The following is a 20,677-nucleotide window of genomic DNA, read 5'->3' as shown; positions in this document are numbered from 1 at the left end:
TTTTCGCAAAACACGACAGTGGAAAAACTGGATTGTTTTATGTATTTGCTCGAAAAGAATAATAGCACGGTCGAAGATGTCCTCTTACAAGCTTCTTCATTTCAGACCAACAATTGCAAACAGTTTAATTTTGGGATCAACAGTGAAATACTTTGGGTCAAATTAGAGGCAGATTTGGTCAAGCAATATGACTCACCTCTTTTAGTATTTAACTCACCTTCCGTTGATAATGTCAAATTGTATTCTGTAAAGGATAATGAAATAATCGGTGACTTAATCAATGGCCGGCTAGTCGCAGAAAAAGATGAATATGTTACCTCTCACAAGCTGGCTTTTGAACTGGGAGAAAATGAAAAAAACGCCGATTTCTATTTGATCAGACTAGAAAATTCCGACAAAAAGATTTTCATTTCTTTCCTCATTGAAAGCAAGGAATTTGATTCGTTGCTGATTTTTGAATACATCTTTTTCGCCGTATTGACCGGAGTGTTTGTTGGATTATTCTTCTACAATTTCTTCATCTATCTCTCTGTTAGGGATAAGATATACTTGGTTTATGTTCTTCACACGATCTTGGTTTGGTTTGCTCAAGCCTCCATCTTGGGTTTCACCCAGTTATTAATTTGGCCAGAATGGGATTGGATGAATTCCCGTTCTATTGTCCTGTTTTCGTCTTTGGTGAGTATAGTTGGAATTTGGTTTTTAAGAGTGTTCTTATCTACCAACCGCTATGTACCGAAGTTGGATAAGGGGTTTATCTACATTTTCGGGGTATATGCATTCATTCTGGCTAATGCACTTATCTTCTCCATAACCTTGAGCTATCAGGTCTTATTGGTCACTCAGTCTATTGTAGTTCTTTATGTCTTGTATGTTGCTTATTCAGTACTGAAGAGAGGTTTCCGGCCTGCTAGATATTATCTGTTGGCCTGGAGTGTTTTTATGGTAGGAATATTCTTGTTTGTTCTCAGCGAGATGGGGATCATACCTACCAATAACTTGACAATTTATATCATGCCTTTTGGTTCAGCTTTGGAAGTAGTACTTCTCTCTTTTGCTCTAGCTGATAAAATCAACATACTCAAAAAGGAAAAAGAATTGGAGCAATCCGAGCGCCTACGCGTATTAAGAGAAAATGAAAATCTGATCCGGGAGCAGAATTCCATGCTTGAAGAAAAGGTCAAAATCAGAACCGTGGAATTGGAACAAGCCCTGAGAAATCTTCAGAATACCCAAAGTCAATTGGTCAATCAGGAGAAAATGGCTTCCTTGGGCCAGTTAACCGCCGGAATTGCTCACGAGATTAATAATCCGATCAATTTTGTAAGCTCCAATATCACCCCGCTGAAAAGGGATATCAAGGATATAATGGAGGTCATTGAATTTTACAGAAGTTCGGCAGAAAAAGAATTTAAGCCGGAGACCATAAAAAGTGCGAAGAAGCTAGAGGAAGAATTGGAGTTGGATTATGTGCTAGATGAAGTAGATCAGCTACTCAGAGGCATGGAAGATGGAGCCAAGCGAACCGTAGAGATTGTCAAAGGACTAAGATTATTTTCCCGAGTAGATGAGCAGGATGTCAAAAAGGTGGATTTACATGATGGGATTAACAGCACGCTTATTCTATTGAATTCATCGATTCCGGGCAAAATCCGTATCATCCGCGAATTTGGCGAGCTGCCTATGGTGGAATGTTTGGCAGGAAAGATTAATCAGGTATTCATGAACATCATCAACAATGCCGTTCATGCCCTTTCTGATCATCTAAATACCATTTCCGATCCTAAGATTACCATCAAAACAATTGCGAGTCAGGAGACGGTAACTATAGAAATAACCGACAATGGTCCCGGAATGCCAGAGCATGTAAAGCAAAGGATTTTTGAACCTTTTTTTACTACCAAAGCCGTTGGGAAAGGAACAGGTTTGGGTCTTTCCATAGTTTATTCTATTATTGAAAATCACAAAGGAACCCTGGAAGTGGATACCGAGGAGGGCCAAGGCACAACTTTTAAAATAACTCTTCCTATTTATCAAAATGCCCCAAAGTATGAGTGAAAAAATACATGTTCTTTACATTGATGATGAAGACAATAACCTAAAATCGTTTCGGGCTACTTTAAGAAAGGATTTTAAGATTTTTACAGCCATTGATGGTGAGGAAGGGTTAAGAATAGCCCAAGAAGAAGAAATTCACGTAGTCATCGCCGATCAACGGATGCCAGGTATGACCGGTACGGAGTTTTTTGAGCGGATGGTCAAAATCAATCCTGATCCAGTCAGGATTCTATTGACGGGATATTCAGATATCGCCAGTGTAATTGACGCGATCAACAAGGGTGAGGTGTATCGATTTATTGATAAGCCTTGGAATATAGAGCAGATCAAAAACTCAATCAAAAATGCCGCAGATATCTTCTTTATGCGAAGGGAATTGAGGGACAAAACTATCAAACTAGAAAAACTTCATTCTGAAATGAATCAGTTTGTCTACAGCCTCTCTCATGAATTAAGAGGTCCATTGATGAGTATTTCCGGTGTTTCCAAATTGGCCAAAATGGAGTTGAATGATCCCAATACCTTAGAGTACTTCAATATGATTGATACGGCTACTGGTAAATTGGACGACTTCATTTATAAAATGCTTGACTTTTATCGGTCTACAAAAATCGATCATAAGATTACCGAAATTCATTTTAGAGATGTGGTAGACCAGCAAATGAATGCCTATCGGGAAAAGTTTGATCTAAACCACTTTCATATTGATGTTCAGGTCAATCAAGAGACCCCCTTCTTTTCTGATGATTCCAAGATTCGCGTAATTCTCAATAATCTTTTCAGCAATGCGGTTCAGTTTCAAAAACATCAACCGGGCGAAAAAAGAATTTCATTAACCGTGGATGTCACAGATGGCAAAGCTGTGTTGGTTTTGGAGGACAATGGGATCGGAATAGAAGAGCGATTCAAAAATGAGGTTTTCAACCTCTTTTCAAGGGCAACTCAGAAAAATGTGGGAACCGGCCTTGGACTCTATATGGTCAAAGAAGCGGTGGAGCAGATGGGTGGAGAGATTTATTTGGATACTGAATTGAATAAGGGTACTGCAGTGACCGTCACTCTTCCAAGTATGAATATTGACTAAAATCTGGGTCTGTGTCCCCCTCAGCCTTATCTTTGCACTGAGAAATACTTTTTTCACCAAAACAAAAGACTATGATCAATCCATGGCACGACGTCAATATTGGAAAACAAGCTCCCGAGTACGTCATGGGAGTCATCGAAATCCCCAAAGGAAGTAAAGGAAAGTACGAATTGGATAAAAAAACCGGGATGCTCCTTTTGGACCGGGTTCTTTTTTCAGCGGTACACTATCCGGCAAATTATGGGTTTATCCCTCAGACCTTCTGTGAGGACCATGACCCTTTGGATATTCTGATTATCTCTCAGATTGATATCCCATCCATGACTTTGGTCAAGGCCAAGGTCATTGGCGTGATGCGAATGGTTGATGGAGGAGAGGCAGATGACAAAATCATTGCCGTGGCTGCAGAAGACCAATCGGTAAACTACATCAACGATATTGATGAGCTTCCTCCGCACCTGATGAAGGAGGTTCATCGGTTTTTTGAGGACTACAAAAAGCTGGAAAACAAAGAGGTGAAAGTGGAAGACTTCCTTGGAAAAGAAGATGCCATGCGAATCATCAACGAGAGTATTGAACTCTACGACAAGAATTTCCGAACCGCACGATAGAGAGAAGCCTGAGCAATCAGGCTTTTTTGTTTTTGATCATTTGCTTTTGGGCCTTTTTCTTCAGGTAATTGATCAAATCAGTGTAAGCCTCATGCTCATGATTGGAAACCGAAATGGACTGATGGTCCTGAAAGGCAATAGTCACCTGCTTAAATTCACGCTTATTGGCGATGATTGTCTCCTCTTCCCAAGCGAGAATTTCTGATACAGGATAGGCCTTTGTGCTTCTTCGAAGTGGAAGGCGGATGACGATTTGATCTTTTCCGGCTGTGATGAATCTCCACCCTGCCATCATTTTGACCAAAAGCATGAGAAGAACCAGTGTAATGAGGGAGCTGGCTACAAGGTAAAACCAAAGCGGAAAGCTGCCTTTGTATGAAAAATCCCTCAAAATCAGTACAAGACCTCCAGTAAGCACCAGTAAGATCAGACTTAAGGAAAAGTAGGTGGATATTTTTGGTTTAATGTAGACCATGGTGATTTTCTATTTCCTGAAGTTTTGTCCGGGCAAAAGTCTCCAAATCCCTGAAAAAAGCGAAGAAAATCAATTCAAATTCCATTTCTTTTTCCACCAATACTGAAGTGGCTTCATTCATTTTTGAATCAAAACTTGACCTTCTTGTCAGTCCATTAAGCGACTGCTGAATTCCCTCTAAAGTCCCATAGTTGAGCAGCCAATTTTGCTTTCTCATCCAAAAAAACATCCTCCCAAAGCTCTCAGGAAGTATATCCAAATGTTTTTCGAGGGATCCGTAAGTCTTTTCTACAAATATGGCCAGTGGTATTGAGCTATATTTTTCCCAGTTTTTGGCTAAAAAATAATCGAAGAATATATCCGTGATCACTGGAGAGTAGTGACGGAACTTTCGCCTGAGGTAGCTCTGACCGGCTTTGACAAGAGGATGAGAATCGGTAAAGGTGTCTATCTCCCGATGAAGCAAAATGCCATGCAATATCTCGTCATGGTATTTCTGGATTTCTTTTCCTTTGATGAAATCTGCGACAAAGTTCCCCACCAGGATTTCCTCTCGGTCAAATGATAAATATGCGTGGGCCAGAAAATTCATGATGGATCGAAAAAGGGAAAACCCTTGGACTTTTGCTTAGTTTGTACCCTAAAATACCACTTGATGCCGAATTACCTCGAAGAATTAAAGCTGGGACTCAAACTTCTTAAAATGGAATGGGAAGAGGACTTGGCTCAGTACAAGAAAAAGTTTCTCAATAGCTCAGTCGCTGGTAAGAAAAAAGAAGGAATCACCTGGCATCCCATCGTCCTTAAAAAATCGCAGATTGGCATGGGGGAGCGATTGATCATCGAGGTAGAGCGCACGGATTCGAGCTATCCTTCTGCGTTTTCCTCGGGCAAATCGGTTTCATTTTTCAGTACTCAAGACGGATATCACGGTTCTGAATTCCGGGTCTCCGGAGTAGTCAATCAGGCAAAAAAGGATACGTTGATCGTAACTTTGCAGGCAGATGAGGTTCCCGAATGGATGGAGTCGGGAAGATTGGGTGTGGATTTGCTCTTTGATGAAGCAAGCTATAGGGAAATGGAATCTGCCCTGAAAAAAGTAATGACATCGGACAATGCACGTCTTGCAGCCCTCCGGGATATTGCTTTTGGCCAAAGAAGCCCGAGTTTTTATCCTTTTTCTCCTTCACAGATCTCTGGATTGAATTTTTCTCAGGCTTCGGCGTGCCAAAAAATTGCTGCGGCGGAGGATTTTGCAATAGTCCACGGCCCTCCTGGTACAGGAAAGACGACCACGCTCATTTCAGCTATTGACTCTGCTGTACAAGATAAACAGCGAATTCTAGTCTGTGCGCCAAGCAATGCTGCAGTGGATTTACTGGTCGAAAAACTGGTGGACCGAGGGATATCTACCCTTCGGTTGGGACATCCTGCCCGAGTGGAGGAAAAAATCTTGAATCAGACTTTGGATGCCAAAATTGCTTTCCATGACAGCTATCGGGATTTGAAGAAGGTGAGAAAAGAAGGAGAGTCCTATCTCAGATTAGCCAAGCAATACAAGCGAAACTTTGGACCGGAAGAACGAGCGCAACGAAAGCTCATGTACCAGGAAGTATCCCGAATCCGAGAAGCAGCGGGTCTCTTGGAAGACTATATCCGCACGGATATTTATCAGCGGACACAGGTATTTGCAAGTACCTTAGTAGGTGCCGCCTCACATCATCTGAAAGGGATGGTTTTTGATGTGGTATTTATCGATGAGGCCGCCCAAGCCTTGGAGGCTGCATCCTGGATTCCAATTTTGAAAGCCAAAAAAGTGGTCTTTGCCGGGGATCATTTTCAGCTTTCTCCAACTATCAAGTCCTATGAAGCCTCCAGACAAGGGCTATCCGTGACTTTATTTGAAAAATTGATCCAAAGGCAGCCGGAAACAGCCACGCTTTTGCAGGTCCAATATCGAATGCCGGAAGATATCATGGGATTTTCCAATCGGTGGTTTTATGATGGGAAACTTCAGGCTGCAGAAAATACTCAAACTCATGCTTTTGGATCAGAAGAATCCACCTTAGAATGGATCGATACGGCAGGAGCAGGCTATTCCGATCAGACAGAGGCGGAGAGTCTCAGTACGTTCAATCCGGAAGAAGCCCATTTGGCCTGTACTTATCTCAATGACACGATCAAGCGTATTGGGATCAATCATTTCAGGAAGAATAACTGGACGATTGGATTGATTGCCCCATACTCTGCTCAAGTAAGGAGACTCAGATACCTTATTTTTGAAACCTACGAGTTTCCCAATCTTCGGGCTTTCGCGGATTTGATCACAATCGATACGGTAGATGGTTTTCAAGGACAGGAGAGGGATTTGATGCTGATTTCACTTACCCGGTCCAATGATGCCGGAGAAATTGGCTTTTTGGCAGAAGAAAGGCGAATGAATGTAGCCATTACACGGGCTAAGAGAAAACTAATCCTGATTGGGGATAGCAGCACTTTGGCCCAGCATCCTTTCTTTGATGAGTTGCTACGGTATTTTGAAGAGAAAAATGCATATCGGAGTGTCTGGGAATTGATGTAAAAGGAAAAGGTTTGAGCTGATCCATTCTTTCCAAGATTGATTTGAATCCGTCTGCTTATTGAAGATCCGTCCCTTTGGGATTGTGACCGCTTTTCCCTGAATTAGAACCCTTTCCTGTTTTGATCTTGTAATTTTTGGGAATTAAAACCAAATTGGAAATCGCCTGTTAAATTAGGACTTAGTCGAGATTTGTCCCGCTTACCCCAAAAAACCTATAGAATATGCATAGAAGTGCGTTGTTGATTTGTGCTGTTGGATTGAGTTTTTTCTTTTCCTGCCAAAAACCGGGTCCCACCCCCGAAACTCCCGATAGTCCTCCCAGATCCCCTGAGGAGGAAATGAAATCCTTTCAAATCGAACCTGGCTTTGAGGTTCAGTTGGTCGCTTCAGAGCCCATGGTGGAGGCTCCTGTACAGGTGCAGTTTGATCAGGATGGCCGTCTTTGGGTATTGGAGATGAGAGGATATATGAATGATATGGAAGGCTCCGAAGAGAAGCTTCCTGTGGGCTCGGTGGCTGTTTTGGAGGATACCGATGGGGACGGACTGATGGATAAGCGGACCGTTTATTTGGATTCTTTGGTCATGCCTAGATCCTTAGGCTTGTATAAAAATGGAGCCTTGATCGCCGAAAACAATGCCTTGTGGTGGACGGAAGACCAAGACGGAGACGGAAAATCAGATTTCAAAACTTTGGTAGATCCCACTTATTCAGCCAATGGGCTCCCCGAACACACCGACAATGGATTTGTAAGGAATGTGGATAATTGGTATTACAGTGCCAAGTCCCGATTGAGATACAGAAATATATCCGGTCAATGGGTGAGAGATTCCACTGAGTTTAGGGGACAATGGGGAATCGCTCAGGATGACAAAGGGCGTCTGATTTACAATTACAATTGGTCTCAGCTACACGGAGATTTGGTCCCACCCAATTATCTTTCCAGAAACAAGAATCACAAGCCCACCTCGGGGATTGATCATGGATTGACGATAGATCGCAGGGTTTTTCCGATTCGGTCTAATTTGGCGGTAAACCGGGGTTATATTCCGGGTACTTTGGATTCTGCCAATCGATTACAGGAATTTACCTCTGCTTGCTCTCCTACTGTTTACAGAAGCCATCTTTTTCCAGAATCTTTCTTTGGAAATGTATTTGTGATGGAGAATGCCGGCAATTTGGTCAAGCGCAACGTAGTCAAGGAAAATGGGATTTTGCTGGAAGCCTATGATCCCAATCCGGGTCGGGAATTTATGGCCTCAACAGACGAGCGATTCCGTCCGGTGCATGGTACAGTGGGTCCTGATGGAGCTCTCTACATTGTGGATATGTACCAGGGCATCGTTCAGCATACAGCTTACATGACTGACTACCTGAGAGAAATGACACTGGAGAGGGGATTGGAGTCCCCCGGACACATGGGAAGGATCTGGAGAGTCGTTCCTAAAGGATACAAAGCGAAGCCTTCACCCAAATTATCAGAGGCAACTACAGCGGAATTGGTAGAAATGCTGGCTCACTCTGATGGCTGGCATCGGGATATGGCCCAACGGCTTTTGATAGAGCGGGCGGATCCTCAGTCCCTTCCTTTGTTGGAAAAACTGGTCAAAAGCAATAAGTCAGCCATGGGTAGTTTCCATGCAATTTGGACCTTAGAGGGCTTGGACTCTTTAAAGCCAGAATTGCTTTTTCAGGCTTTAAGGGAAAGCGAACCTTGGGTCAAAAATTCTGCCTTAAGACAACTGGAAGTAGTGTCTCAAAGCGATGAAGCTATTATGGAGCAATTGGAAAAGGAGATGGTCCGACTTTCCCAAAATGCTTCCGAAGAACTTGCTTTGCAGCTTGCCCTCAGCGCCTATGTAATTTCCCCAGAAAGCCGTATGGAGGTAATTCAGTCTGTTTTGGAAGCTTATGGAAATTTGCCGCTGATACGCGATGCTTCCATGAGTAGTCTGGGAGGAATGGAATGGACTTTCTTGCAATCCTTTTTGAAAGGAGAAAAAGCCAATGCGGATCGCGACATTTTCATGGAGTTACTGGCTTCGGCTATTCTTGAAAAAGGGGATTCCAAGGAAATAGAAATGCTTTTTGCTGAAATCAATCAGCCTCAAATCGATAAGAATGGAGAGATTATTCTAAATGGCTTGGCAATCAAAGCCAGTCAGATAGAGACCCTCGGACAAATCAAACTTTCTGGAAAACCTGCTCTCTTATCTCGAGAAGATTTGCCTTTGGATGAAATTAGAAAATCAATGCTCAATCGGGTGTTTAGTTGGCCGGGATATAAACCTTCTGAAAGATTGGCTTCTCAAACTACTCTGGATGAGGCGGGCATGAAGCTGTTTGCCGAAGGCCGTCAAAAATACTTGGCAACTTGCTCGGGTTGTCATGGCAACAACGGGCGTGGAGCTTCCCGAATGGGGCCTCCATTGGCCGGTTCTGAGTGGGTTTTGGGGGATGAAGTACGACTTAGCTTAATTATGCTTCATGGTATCGAAGGTCCGATAGAAGTAGCTGGCAAAAAATACGATGCTCCGGAGATATTGCCGGTGATGCCTTCACATTCTACTATGGATGATAGAAGCATAGCGGCAATTCTTACTTATATTCGGAATGAATGGGGCAATCAAGCCCCCGCAGTGAGTGGCAGGACTGTGGGCAGTACTCGAGTATTGAATCAGGGAAGAGTTTATCCTTGGTCCGCATCCGAGCTCAATGCCCACATGGAAAAGTTGAGTTCTGCATCCAAACCTTAACCCTTCTCAATGAAGAAAACGCCCATCACATTTCATTCAACCTCTAGCCGAAGAGAATTTTTACAAAAATCCGCAATGGCAGGTGCTTTATTGGTTTGGCCATTTCCCGCTATCCCGGAAAGTCTGAAAGGTGTATCCATGGGTGTGGTGGTTCATTCCTATGGAATGAGGTATGGAGGAAAAATCCCCAGTGAACGATATCCGGGTTTTAAGGATGCTTTGGATTTGATGAGGCATTGTCATTCTTTGGGTGCAGCCGGCATTCAAACTACGGTAGGGGGATGGGCGGAAGATTTTGCCAAGAAAGTAAGAGAAGAAAGAGAAAAGTTGGGGATGTATCTCGAGGGGAGCATCAGCCTTCCCAAAGATGAAGCGGACTTGGTTCGGTTTGAAAAAGAAATAGTCTTAGCCAAAGAAGCCGGTGCTCAGGTATTGAGAACGGTCTGTCTAAGCGGTAGGAGGTACGAAAACTTCAAGTCAGAAGAAGAATGGGAGGCATTCAAAGAAAGATCTGTCCAGTCGATTCAACGGGCTGAACCGATGGTGAAAAAGCACCAAGTCAAATTGGCCATAGAAAATCACAAAGACTGGCAGGCTGCCGAGTTGGCTCAGCTGATTCAACAGACAGGAAGTGAGTGGGTGGGAGTTACCCTTGATTTTGGAAACAACATTTCTTTGGTTGAAGATCCCATGGAGGTGATTCGAACATTGGCACCCTTTGCTTTTTCAACTCATGTAAAGGATATGGGAGTAAAAAGCTATGAAAAAGGTTTTCTGCTCTCGGAAGTGGAGTTGGGCAAAGGAATAATTGACCTTAAGGAAGGAGTTGATCTTTGTAAAAGATACAATACTCAAGTCACTTTCAGCTTGGAAATGATCACTCGGGATCCTCTGGAAATCCCCTGTCTTGAAGAGGAATTTTGGATCACTTTTCCGGATGAAAAAGCCAAGCAGCTTGCCAAAATTCTCACCATGGTCAGAGATCGGTCCTTTGAGGGGGCTTTGCTGGGAGTCAGTGGACTTTCTGGTGAAGAGCGACTGGCCCTAGAAGAAAAGCATGTAGTTTCCTGCTTGAATTATGCCGGAAAAGAGCTTTCGTGATCTCCTTTTCTCTTCAAACAACGATTGATCAATTAAAAAAACAGAAACTTATTCATTCTATAAATCCACCATCATGGCAACTCTAGATTTCTCACAACTTCCGGGTCTTTCACTTTTTTCTCTTCAAGGCAAGTCAGCTATTCTAACCGGAGGCACTAAGGGACTTGGATTGGCGATGGCCGCAGGGTTGGCATCTGCCGGTGCTGATGTGCTTCTAGTCAGTAGAAAGGCGGAGGAAGGACAAGATGCTGCCGCTGAGCTCTCCGAAAAGTATGGGGTAAAAGCCCTGACCTTTGCCGCGGATGTCACCGACCAAAAGGCAATGGAGGCTATGGCAGCTTTTGCCATGGAATCTTTTGGAAAAATCGATGTGCTCATCAATTCAGCAGGCATCAATATCCGGGGAGCCATAGACGAGCTTAGTCAGGAGGATTTTGATCAGGTAATGAAGGTCAATGTCACAGGGACTTGGCTTGCCTGCAAGGCGGTAATTCCCCAAATGAAAAAGCAGGGGAAAGGATCCATTATTAACCTAGCCAGTACCTTGGGCTTGGTAGGCTTGGCAAATAGAACCCCCTATACGGCAAGTAAAGGCGCGGTGGTGCAGATGACAAGAGGCTTGGGTTTGGAGTTGGCTCCTTGGAATATTACCGTGAATGCGATTTGTCCAGGGCCATTCCTTACGGAAATGAATCTGCCTATTGCCGATACCGAGGAAGGGAAAAAGTTTGTCGTAGGAGCTACGGCTTTAGGACGCTGGGGAAGGCTTCAGGAGATCCAAGGGGCAGCGATTTTTTTGGCCTCTGACGCCGCTACCTACATGGTGGGGTCCATGGTGACTGTGGACGGTGGTTGGACTGCGAGATGATATCCGCAACTTACCCCACAATCAAAGTCAGGAAATAAACGGTCATTATCGCAGTAATTCCAGCGATTAGGGTTCCCAGGCTGTGAGAAAGATTTCCTTGCTTCGTGGTCATGCCCGAGAGCTGAGTGACTACCCAAAAACCGCTATCATTGGCATGGGAAATACCCAAAGCCCCAGCACCGATAGCCACACAAGTGAAAACCTTCATGATTTCACTATCTAGACCTAAAGGCCCTAAAATGGGAGCTACAATAGAAGCCGTGGTAATCATGGCAACAGTGGTGGAGCCTTGTGCTGTTTTCAATCCAAAAGCAATCAGAAAAGGAAGGAAGATTCCCCAGTTGGCATCACTCATCGTGGAAGTGACCAAATCACCCACTCCGGAGTTCTGAAGCATTTTTCCGAATACAGCCCCTGCACCGGTAATCAAGATGACTGGTGCTGAGAGTAAAATCGCCTCTCCTACCCATCCGGAGGCTGAGAGTAGCTTTCTGTTAAATTTTTTGGGTAGGGTAAAAGAAAGAACCGCTCCGATGAGGAGAGCTATCACTGGTGTTCCCAAAAACTGAATAGCCTTGATAAAGGCACCTTCTCCCAGTGGTTTGGAAGGATAATTGGCGATAGAGGCAAGAATAATCAGGGTGAGAGGGATCAGTACCGGTAGAAGAGAGGAAAAGAAGCTGGGGCGGTCAGATTTGGCAATGGTCTTTTCATTGGCAGCAATGACAGGTCTCAATGGGATTTTTGAGACCCATTTCTGAACAAAGAATAGGAGCGGAATGAGTGTAATCAATGAAACCAATCCTCCGTAGAAAATGACCTGTCCCAAATCAGCTCCCAAAATCCCTGCAGTGGCTATAGGGCCTGGTGTGGGTGGAACCAATGAGTGACTGGCCATGGCACCAAGGGAAACGGCTACAATCGTCGCCGCATAGGAAAGAGTACTTTTTGCGGAAAGGGATTTGGCAATGGGATTCATCATGATAATGGTACTGTCTCCAAACACAGGGATAGAAAGAATCCAACTGCTAAGCATCAGGGATAAATTCACGGATTTTTCTCCCACCCAGCGGAGTACTTTTTCGGCAATCACCATGGCTCCTCCGGTTTTTTCCAAAAAAGTACCCAAAATTACGCCTAGCAAAATCAATAATCCCACACTACCCAAAACTCCGCCAAATCCTTCAGAGATCGACTTGATGATCAACTCCGGCTCCATGCCCATCATCAATCCATAAATGATGGCTCCTACAAACAGTGCCAAAAAAGGATGAATGTCAAACTTGATGATAGCAACTAAAATGAGGGTCAGGGAGACCAGAATAATCAGGAGTGTGAGCATCTTGGGTTCAAAGGTTGGAGTCTGCTTTTTCCAGAGTTGGAAAAAGTGAATCCAAAAAATTAAAGAAAAATCAGGGAAAAGCATCCCCTCCAGTGGAAAAGTTGAAAATAGAAAGCCGGCTGAGCAGATGTCCAGCCGGCTTTTGATCTAGCCAATTCCTTATTTTGATCTTTCCAAAGCTTGTTCAACGTCTTGGATGATGTCGTCAGAATGTTCCAATCCTACCGAAAGTCGGATCAATCCATCTGAAATTCCCACTTTGGCACGCTCCTCTGCGGAAAGTTTGCTGTGGGTAGTAGAAGCGGGATGAGTGATGATGCTACGGCTGTCTCCAAGGTTGGCTGTCACCGAGATCATTTTCAGCTGGTCAATAAATCGCTGTGCTCTGGCCACTCCTCCTTTGAGAGAAAGGGTGATGATTCCGCCTCCCGCTTTCATTTGTTTGATTGCCAGGTCGTGTTGAGGATGGGAGGGGAGAAAGGGGTATTTGACTGCTTCCAAGTGGCTATTTCCTTCAAAATATTCTGCAATTCGAAGGGCGTTGGCGCAATGGCGGTCCATTCTTACTGCGAGTGTCTCCATACTTTTAGCCAAAATCCAAGCATTGAAAGGGGATATGGACGGCCCTGTATGCCGGGTGAAAAACTGTACCTCTTTAATGAGGTCCTTTTTCCCCAGAATCAAACCTCCCAAAACCCTTCCCTGTCCGTCGATGTATTTGGTAGCACTATGGGTGACGATATGAGCTCCCCACTTGGCCGGCTGCTGTAGATAAGGAGTGGCAAAGCAGTTGTCCACTACCAAAATCAACCCATGGGCCTGAGCAAATTTTCCCGCCCATTCCAAGTCGATGATTTCCAAGCCTGGATTGGACGGAGTTTCGATAAAGAGCATTTTGGTGTTGGGCTGGACCAGTTTTTCCCAATTTTGGCAATCTGAAATATCTCCATAGGTGGAGGTGATTCCCCATTTGGGGAAAACCCGGGTTAATAGCTGATGGGTGGATCCGAAAAGGGAGCGAGAAGCCAAAACATGGTCACCCTGCTCCAAAAGAGAAGCAATGCTCCCGAACATGGCCGCCATACCAGAGGCTGTGGCGATTCCATCATCCGTTCCTTCTGCCGCACAGACCTTTTGGATCAGATCTGCGGAGTTGGGATTGGCATAGCGCGAATAAATATTCCCCAGAATCTCGTCTGCAAACATGGCCCGAGCCTCCTCAGCTGAGTCAAAGGTGAAGCTGGAGGTAAGAAAGATGGGCGAGGAGTGTTCCTTTTCGTTGGTTCTGCTTTGGATTCGAATAGAATCTGTTTCAAAATGGCTCATGGCTTTAGGTATGGATAAGTATGGGCTTCAGGGGTGAAAAAAGAATTTCCCTAAGCAGAACCTGAACCAGAAAGAGGGGTAGATTAATCCGCCAATTTATAGTTCCCGCTGAGGGTAGGACTTGGCACCTTTCTCCTTGGCTGAAGATGGTTGCCAGAGGGTCATCGAGCCTAGTCTCTCGCCTCTTCTTTATAAATCAGTCACCTGAAGTGATGCAAAGAAAAAGGGAGAATTGGGTATTTCCAAATCTCCCTTGCAATCAGTCGTTGAATTGGGTCATAGTTTGGGCGATGCCGACGGTGCAAAACCCTTGAATCATGGATATCGCCCGATTCATCATCTCAGGTAGCTCCTCAAACTCTCGGGGCATAAATCTTCCCAAAACATATTCTACTTGTCTTCCTTTTGGGAAGTCGTCGCCAATCCCCATCCGTAATCGGGGATAATCCTGTCCACCCAAAAGCGCTTCAATATTTTTTAGCCCATTGTGTCCTGCTGAGCTGCCTTTTCCCCTCATGCGAAGTTTTCCAAAGGGAATGGCTACATCATCTACTAAGACCAGGATGTTTTCCTTGGGCACATTGAGTTCTTTCATCCAATAGTTGACTGCTTTGCCACTTAGGTTCATGTATGTAGTAGGCTTGATGAGATGTAGGGTTCTTCCTTTGTGTTTGATCTCGGTTTTGAAGGCCAGTCGGTCACTTTTCCACGCGGCCCCTTCCTTGTCAGCCAATCTATCCAAGGTCAAGAAGCCGATGTTATGTCGGGTGAGTTCGTATTCTGGGCCAATGTTTCCTAAGCCCACAATCAAATATTTCATATTCTATCCGGTTCAAGCTTTTGAAAATAAAAAATCCTGCCCGATAAAGGGCAGGATCTTAATAAACTGTTGGTAATTGAATTACTCAGCCTTTTTTCCTCTAAGTGCTCTCGGAATACCGATGGTCACGATGGAGACATTAGGAGAGGTAAGGATTTCATATCCTTCAGGCTTCAATTCACCTACTTTGAAAGATTTACCCAAGTCGAGGTTGGAAATATCAGCTTCGATAAAGTCAGGAAGGTTTTGAGCCAATCCTTTTACTTTCAATTTTCTGGTTTTGAATTCCAGCTTACCCCCTTTTGCAATACCTGGGGAGCTTCCTGTAATTTTAACAGGAATCTCAAACTTGATCGGCTTGTCATTGGTGAAAGCCATGAAGTCTGCATGAAGCAATACTTCACTTACCGGATGGAATTGAGCTTCTTTCAAAACCGCCTTCACGATAGTTCCTTCGATGTTCAATTCCACTAAGTGAACGTCCGGAGTATAGATCAAGTCCCTGAACAGGATGGCAGGGGAATGGAAATGAATTTGTTCAGGAATACCTGGACCGTAAACCACGCAGGGTACACTGCCGGTATCTCTGATCTCATTCAAAGAGGCACTGTCGAGATTTGCTCTTTTAAACCCTATAATCTCTAGTGTTTTCATATGTATTTGTATTTAAAATTGGTTTCTCAAATAAACAGAGAGCTGATTGAAGTATGTCCGGTGACGGCATGAATGGCTTTTCCAAACAGCTCGGCCACAGTGAGGACCCTGATTTTGGGAGATGGTCGCTTTAGTGCTATGGTATCGGTGATAACCAACTCTTCCAAAACAGAGCTTTCAATGTTTTCATAAGCTTTTCCTGAAAGGACCCCATGGGTTACGATGGCTCTTACAGAGTTAGCCCCTTTTTCTTTGATGATTTGGGCGGCCTTGCATAGAGTTCCTGCCGTATCTACCAAATCATCAACAAGGATTACATCTTTCCCTTCTACATCCCCGATCACCTGCATTGAGGCAATCTCGTTGGCTCTTTTTCTGTGCTTATCACAGACGACCATTTCTACTTCAAAGTGCTTGGCGTATGATCTGGCCCTTGCTACCCCTCCCACATCGGGAGCTGCAAAAATCATATCGTTGAGCCTAAGCGTGCTCAAATAGGGCGCAAATATAGCTGATCCATTCAAATGATCCAATGGGATGTCAAAAAATCCCTGAATTTGTCCAGCGTGGAGGTCGCAAGTCATGATCCGGTCTGCACCGGCTGATGTGAGCATGTTGGCGATCAATTTAGATGCAATGGAAACTCTCGGGCGGTCTTTTCTATCTTGACGGGCATATCCGAAGTAGGGGATAACCGCGCAGACTTTGTAAGCACTAGCTCTTTTGGCTGCATCGATCAAAAGACATAGCTCAAGAATATTGTCACTTGGAGCATTGGTACTTTGAATGATGAAAACGGTACATCCACGAATAGATTCGTCAAAACTTGGAGACATTTCTCCATCGCTGAATTTGGAGAGGGTGAGATCACCGAGCTTTTTTCCATAACTCTTGGCAATTTTTTCTGCTAGTTTTTCGCTGCTTGATCCGGCAAATATTTTGACCTCTGACATAAGGGAAATCGGGTTGGTGGAGGAGTTGATTGGTAGACAAAAGTAATGATTTTTAAAGGACAGGGGAGAAGGCTGGGTGGAAAATCAAAAAATGGCTTGATCTCAGAGAAACAAATTCTTCTTTCTATCCTGATTGATCCATTAAAAAATTTGGATTGATTTAGTTTCCATTTTGCATCGATCTTAATTTTGGTAATATAGTTTAAATAGGGGCAAAGCCAAGAATTGCTCCCCTTACCACCGATCCTGTAATTTTTTTGGATTCATCAAAGGAAATCAGAAAAGCACCGATTGAATTGGATATTTTAGAAGTTCGAAAAGCTTTGCCTTACTCAATCAATCTGTTGCCGTTATGATGAAAAGATTACATCTGATTCTATTTATTGTCTTGGGGAGTATTCACTCCTTTGGCCAAACTATTCCCACTCCCAAGGATCATTTAGGGTTCAATATCGGAGAGCCCTACATGCTGGCCAATTTCAGTCAGACTGAAGCGTATTTCAAAAAAGTGGCTGAGGCGAGTGACCGGGTTACCTATACCAGCATAGGAAAGACCGAATTCGGGAAAGACCAACCGATGTTGATTATCACGGCCCCATCCAATTTGCCCGAACTTCAAAAATACAAGGAGATCTCCCAAAAGCTTGGAAGAGCGGAAATTTCGTTGGAAGAAGCCAAGAAACTCTCTAAGGAGGGCAAACCAGTGGTTTGGATTGATGGTGGACTTCACGCCAATGAAGTCGTCGGAGCCCAGCAATTGATCGAAACGCTGTATCAATTGGCCTCAAGAAACGATGAGGAGACCCTCAGGATTCTCGATGAAGTAATTATTCTTCTGGTCCATGCCAATCCGGATGGGATGGAAATCATGTCCAACTGGTACATGATGAATGAAGATCCTGCCAAACGAAATAAAAACATTCCGGTCTTGTATCAAAAATATGTCGGCCATGATAACAACCGGGATTTTTACATGAATAACATGAAGGAAGCCACCAATATCTCCCTTCAGCAATATGTAGAGTGGCTTCCCCAGATTGTGTATAATCACCATCAGTCTGGCCCTGCGGGTACTGTGGTGGCAGGCCCTCCTTATAGAGATCCTTTTAATCACGTATTCGATCCTCTGATTATTACCAGCTTGGATGCCGTGGGTGCTGCCATGATCAATCGCCTGCATGTAGAGGATAAGCCCGGTTATACCCGGTTGGATGGGTCTGTTTTCTCTACCTGGTGGAATGGAGGGCTCAGAACCACTCCTTATTACCACAACATGATTGGTGTCCTCACGGAAATTGTAGGGGATCCTTCTCCCTATTCCATTCCATTGGTTCCGGATCGATTGATTCCGAACAATGGCACTCCATACCCTGTGACTCCGGGACCATGGCCTTTCCGAAGATCCATCGATTATTCCGTTTCTTTGAATTACGCTATTCTCAATCATGCCGTGAGGCATGGGGATGAACTTTTATTCAACTTTTATTTGATGGGGAAAAACTCTATCGATCGAGGGAATACCGACACCTGGACTCGCTATCCCAAATTCGCTCAGGCTATTCAGGAATCCTTTGAGTCTTCAAGAAAAAAGGCAGATGCAGAGGATGAAGATGCAGCTTACTATGGATTCAGATCGGGTTTACCAATCCAATTTTATGACTCAGTATACCAGGATCCTTCAAAAAGAGATCCCAGAGGATACATCATCCCTTCAGATCAGCCGGATTTCTATTCAGCCACCAAGTTTGTCAATGCGCTGATCAAATCCGGTGTATTGGTTCATCAAGCTCAATCGGATTTTACGGTTCAGGGTAAGTCCTATCCCAAAGGTTCACTGATTGTAAAGACTGCTCAGGCTTTTCGCCCGCATGTTTTGGATATGTTTGAGCCGCAGGATCATCCCAATGACTTCCTCTATCCCGGAGGGCCTCCGATCCGACCTTATGATGCGGCAGGATGGACTCTGGCTTTCCAGATGGGAATCGAGTACGACCGGATTATGGAAGGATTTGAAGGACCTTTTGAAAGAATTGCCTACGGTCAGCTAGTGAGTCCCGAGCCGAGTACATTGCCTTCGGGTTCCGGATTTCTTTTGGATGCCAGGGCTAACGATTCGTTTATCGCTGTAAATGAGCTTCTTAAAGCCAAAGTCAAAGTATATAGAACTTCCTCGGCTATCAACGGACTTCCTGCAGGTTCATTTTATGTCCCTTCGGCCGGTAGAAAAGTCCTTGAGGGTCTAGTTAAATCACAGGGAGTAAAAGTCAAATCGGCCTCTTCTCAGCCTGCCGGTGCTAAAGAAATCAAGCCTTCAAGAATAGCTCTTTACGACTATTATGGAGGTTCTATGCCTTCAGGCTGGACTAGATGGATTCTGGAGCAATTTAATTTTGATTATTCTTTGGTCTTTCCTCAGGAAATAGATGCTGGAAACCTCAATGAAAAATATGACGTAATCCTCTTCATCGGACCTGGTATTCCGGGTTCTGGAGGCCGCTACGGATCCGGAGGTCAGCCTAATCCACAGGATATTCCTGAGGAATATCGTTCCATGATCGGAAGACTGTCCTTGGAAAAGTCTGTTCCTCAATTGAAGGATTTTCTTGAAAAAGGAGGTCAAATTCTTACTGTAGGTGCAGCAACAGCTTTGGCCTATCATCTTGATTTGCCTGTTTCGAATGCCTTATTGGAGGTAGAAGGAGGAAAAGAGAAGAGCCTGAGCGGGGAGAAGTATTACATTCCGGGGAGTATTCTGGAAATCCAGGTTGACAATTCCAAAGCTATTACCTCCGGAATGGGGACAACTGCAAATGTGCTTTTCAACAACAGCCCGGTATTTAAACTTGCTCCAGATGCAGCCTTGAAAGGAATTAAGCCTCTGGCTTGGTTTGGTACAGAGCCTCCTTTGAAAAGCGGTTGGGCCTGGGGTCAGGAATACCTGAAAAATGGAGTGGCTGCCTTTGAGGCGGACTTCGGGAAAGGGAAGTTTTACGCTTTCGGACCTGAGATTACTTTTCGAGGCCAATCTTATGGGACTTTCAAAATGCTCTTCAACGGGCTTTACAAATAATTGGTCAAAGCCAACAAAAAGACCTCCGATGGGAAGCCATCGAAGGTCTTTTTATTTTATACACCAAACTTTTCTTTTAAATAGCCTAAAGCCATAGAATAAGCCTCTTTAGTTGCTTCTGGATCATACTTCGGGTTGCTTGGATTGGCAAAGCCATGTACTGCGGGGAATATTTTGTAGGTAAGCTTTTTTCCTGCCTTATCCATATTTGCGGCAAATTCTTCAATGATCTCTTTGGAGATGTATTGTTCAGTTGCAAAAAGGCCCAATACATCGGAATTAAGGGTTTTAAGTTTTTCTACATCTCTTACCGGCATGCCGTAATACATTACCGACGCAATATTCTGTTCTCCATTGAGCAAGGCAGATTTCAAAGACCATGCTCCTCCAAAGCACCAGCCTACATTGGCGATTTTTGCATTAGTGCCGGCTAGATTTCTTGCTCCCTGAACAATTAATTCCAGTCTTTCCTCCTTCGCAGATTGCATATACTGACCTGCTTCCTGGGGATTGCTGGTTACTTTTCCGTCATACATATCCAAAGCGATAACATTCACCTTTCCATCCAAGTCCTCATGAAACTTCTCTGCCTGTTGCTTGATTTGATCATTGAGGCCCCACCACTCCTGATAGACAAATAACCATTGATCTGAGTTTCCGTTGGCTTTGATTAGGTATCCTTGGGCAGTATTGCCATCTGCAGTAGGAAAATTGATCATCTCTCCCTGTCCATCAAAGTCAATCTGAATTGGTGAAGGATGAAAAGAAGCAAACCCTGGGGCATTGACAAACTGGGCCATATCATCTGAATAGGAATGGCATATCGTGATGTTCTCAAAAGGGTTTTTGTTCTCTGGAGATGGCTTTGGCTGAAAAAGCCAAGCCCCCAGAAGAAGAATAAGAGATAAGAATGATTTATACATGATATAAGGTTGATTAGATTTACTCAAACAACTTATTCAGGAACATTAGGTTTAT

The 20,677-nt window shown here is 44.1% G+C and carries 16 protein-coding genes and 1 riboswitch; of the genes, 8 read left to right on the top strand and 8 right to left on the bottom strand.

Translation table 11 applies throughout. The annotated features are described in order from the left end of the window. The first annotated feature begins 39 nt into the window (after positions 1–39). The 3 genes from AAA942_RS17550 to AAA942_RS17540 all read left to right on the top strand — a co-directional run bounded on the left by AAA942_RS17550 (position 40) and on the right by AAA942_RS17540 (position 3,753). Entirely contained in the window at positions 40–2,058 is a 2,019-nt protein-coding gene (locus AAA942_RS17550) for a sensor histidine kinase (protein WP_338221605.1), read from the top strand. Next, positions 2,051–3,142, top strand: coding sequence for a hybrid sensor histidine kinase/response regulator (locus AAA942_RS17545; RefSeq protein ID WP_338221604.1), 1,092 nt, complete (start codon positions 2,051–2,053; stop codon positions 3,140–3,142). The genes AAA942_RS17550 and AAA942_RS17545 overlap by 8 nt, the downstream gene beginning before the upstream one ends. Positions 3,143–3,213: 71 nt before the next feature. Then, positions 3,214–3,753 (top strand): inorganic diphosphatase, encoded by a 540-nt coding sequence (locus tag AAA942_RS17540; RefSeq protein WP_338221603.1) that lies wholly within the window; start codon positions 3,214–3,216, stop codon positions 3,751–3,753. A gap of 16 nt (positions 3,754–3,769) precedes the next feature. Here the strand turns inward: AAA942_RS17540 and AAA942_RS17535 are convergent, their stop codons facing one another. Next, a complete protein-coding gene (locus AAA942_RS17535) occupies positions 3,770–4,228 on the bottom strand; it encodes a hypothetical protein (RefSeq protein WP_338221602.1) in 459 nt (152 codons plus the stop codon). Continuing rightward, positions 4,215–4,820, bottom strand: a complete 606-nt coding sequence (locus AAA942_RS17530) for an acyl carrier protein phosphodiesterase (protein WP_338221601.1) — start codon at positions 4,818–4,820, stop codon at positions 4,215–4,217. The genes AAA942_RS17535 and AAA942_RS17530 overlap by 14 nt, the downstream gene beginning before the upstream one ends. 63 nt (positions 4,821–4,883) lie before the next feature. On the opposite strand from AAA942_RS17530, the gene AAA942_RS17525 reads away from it, so the two are divergent. The 4 genes from AAA942_RS17525 to AAA942_RS17510 all read left to right on the top strand — a co-directional run bounded on the left by AAA942_RS17525 (position 4,884) and on the right by AAA942_RS17510 (position 11,534). Further along, on the top strand, positions 4,884–6,809 hold the full coding sequence (locus AAA942_RS17525; RefSeq protein ID WP_338221600.1) for an AAA domain-containing protein: 1,926 nt from the start codon (positions 4,884–4,886) through the stop codon (positions 6,807–6,809). A gap of 221 nt (positions 6,810–7,030) precedes the next feature. Further along, positions 7,031–9,565 (top strand): DUF7133 domain-containing protein, encoded by a 2,535-nt coding sequence (locus AAA942_RS17520; protein WP_338221599.1) that lies wholly within the window; start codon positions 7,031–7,033, stop codon positions 9,563–9,565. Positions 9,566–9,574: 9 nt separating this feature from the next. Then, positions 9,575–10,666: a sugar phosphate isomerase/epimerase family protein gene (locus tag AAA942_RS17515; protein WP_338221598.1), complete on the top strand. Its 1,092-nt coding sequence runs from the start codon at positions 9,575–9,577 to the stop codon at positions 10,664–10,666. Between the two features lie 73 nt (positions 10,667–10,739). Further along, entirely contained in the window at positions 10,740–11,534 is a 795-nt protein-coding gene (locus AAA942_RS17510; protein ID WP_338221597.1) for an SDR family NAD(P)-dependent oxidoreductase, read from the top strand. A gap of 10 nt (positions 11,535–11,544) precedes the next feature. Here the strand turns inward: AAA942_RS17510 and AAA942_RS17505 are convergent, their stop codons facing one another. The 5 genes from AAA942_RS17505 to AAA942_RS17485 form a co-directional block, all read right to left on the bottom strand. Continuing rightward, a complete protein-coding gene (locus AAA942_RS17505) occupies positions 11,545–12,876 on the bottom strand; it encodes a GntP family permease (protein WP_338221596.1) in 1,332 nt (443 codons plus the stop codon). Between the two features lie 159 nt (positions 12,877–13,035). Next, positions 13,036–14,202: a trans-sulfuration enzyme family protein gene (locus AAA942_RS17500; RefSeq protein WP_338221595.1), complete on the bottom strand. Its 1,167-nt coding sequence runs from the start codon at positions 14,200–14,202 to the stop codon at positions 13,036–13,038. 93 nt (positions 14,203–14,295) lie between these two features. Next, a riboswitch (SAM riboswitch) is annotated at positions 14,296–14,400 on the bottom strand. 61 nt (positions 14,401–14,461) lie between these two features. Further along, positions 14,462–15,022, bottom strand: a complete 561-nt coding sequence (gene pth / locus AAA942_RS17495; RefSeq protein ID WP_338221594.1) for an aminoacyl-tRNA hydrolase — start codon at positions 15,020–15,022, stop codon at positions 14,462–14,464. 81 nt (positions 15,023–15,103) lie between these two features. Continuing rightward, entirely contained in the window at positions 15,104–15,676 is a 573-nt protein-coding gene (locus AAA942_RS17490; RefSeq protein WP_338221593.1) for a 50S ribosomal protein L25/general stress protein Ctc, read from the bottom strand. A 26-nt stretch (positions 15,677–15,702) separates the two neighbouring features. Further along, positions 15,703–16,629: a ribose-phosphate pyrophosphokinase gene (locus AAA942_RS17485; protein WP_338221592.1), complete on the bottom strand. Its 927-nt coding sequence runs from the start codon at positions 16,627–16,629 to the stop codon at positions 15,703–15,705. Between the two features lie 352 nt (positions 16,630–16,981). Between AAA942_RS17485 and AAA942_RS17480 the strand changes: the two genes are divergently transcribed. Continuing rightward, positions 16,982–19,699 (top strand): M14 family metallopeptidase, encoded by a 2,718-nt coding sequence (locus AAA942_RS17480; RefSeq protein ID WP_338221591.1) that lies wholly within the window; start codon positions 16,982–16,984, stop codon positions 19,697–19,699. 56 nt (positions 19,700–19,755) lie between these two features. Here the strand turns inward: AAA942_RS17480 and AAA942_RS17475 are convergent, their stop codons facing one another. Then, positions 19,756–20,622: a dienelactone hydrolase family protein gene (locus AAA942_RS17475; protein ID WP_338221590.1), complete on the bottom strand. Its 867-nt coding sequence runs from the start codon at positions 20,620–20,622 to the stop codon at positions 19,756–19,758. Between the last annotated feature and the right edge of the window lie 55 nt (positions 20,623–20,677).

The sequence above is a fragment of the Algoriphagus sp. oki45 genome, from assembly GCF_036245605.1.
Lineage (GTDB): Bacteria > Bacteroidota > Bacteroidia > Cytophagales > Cyclobacteriaceae > Algoriphagus.
Note: the sequence above shows the minus strand (reverse complement) of the source record. Positions and strands in the feature narration are given on the sequence as shown.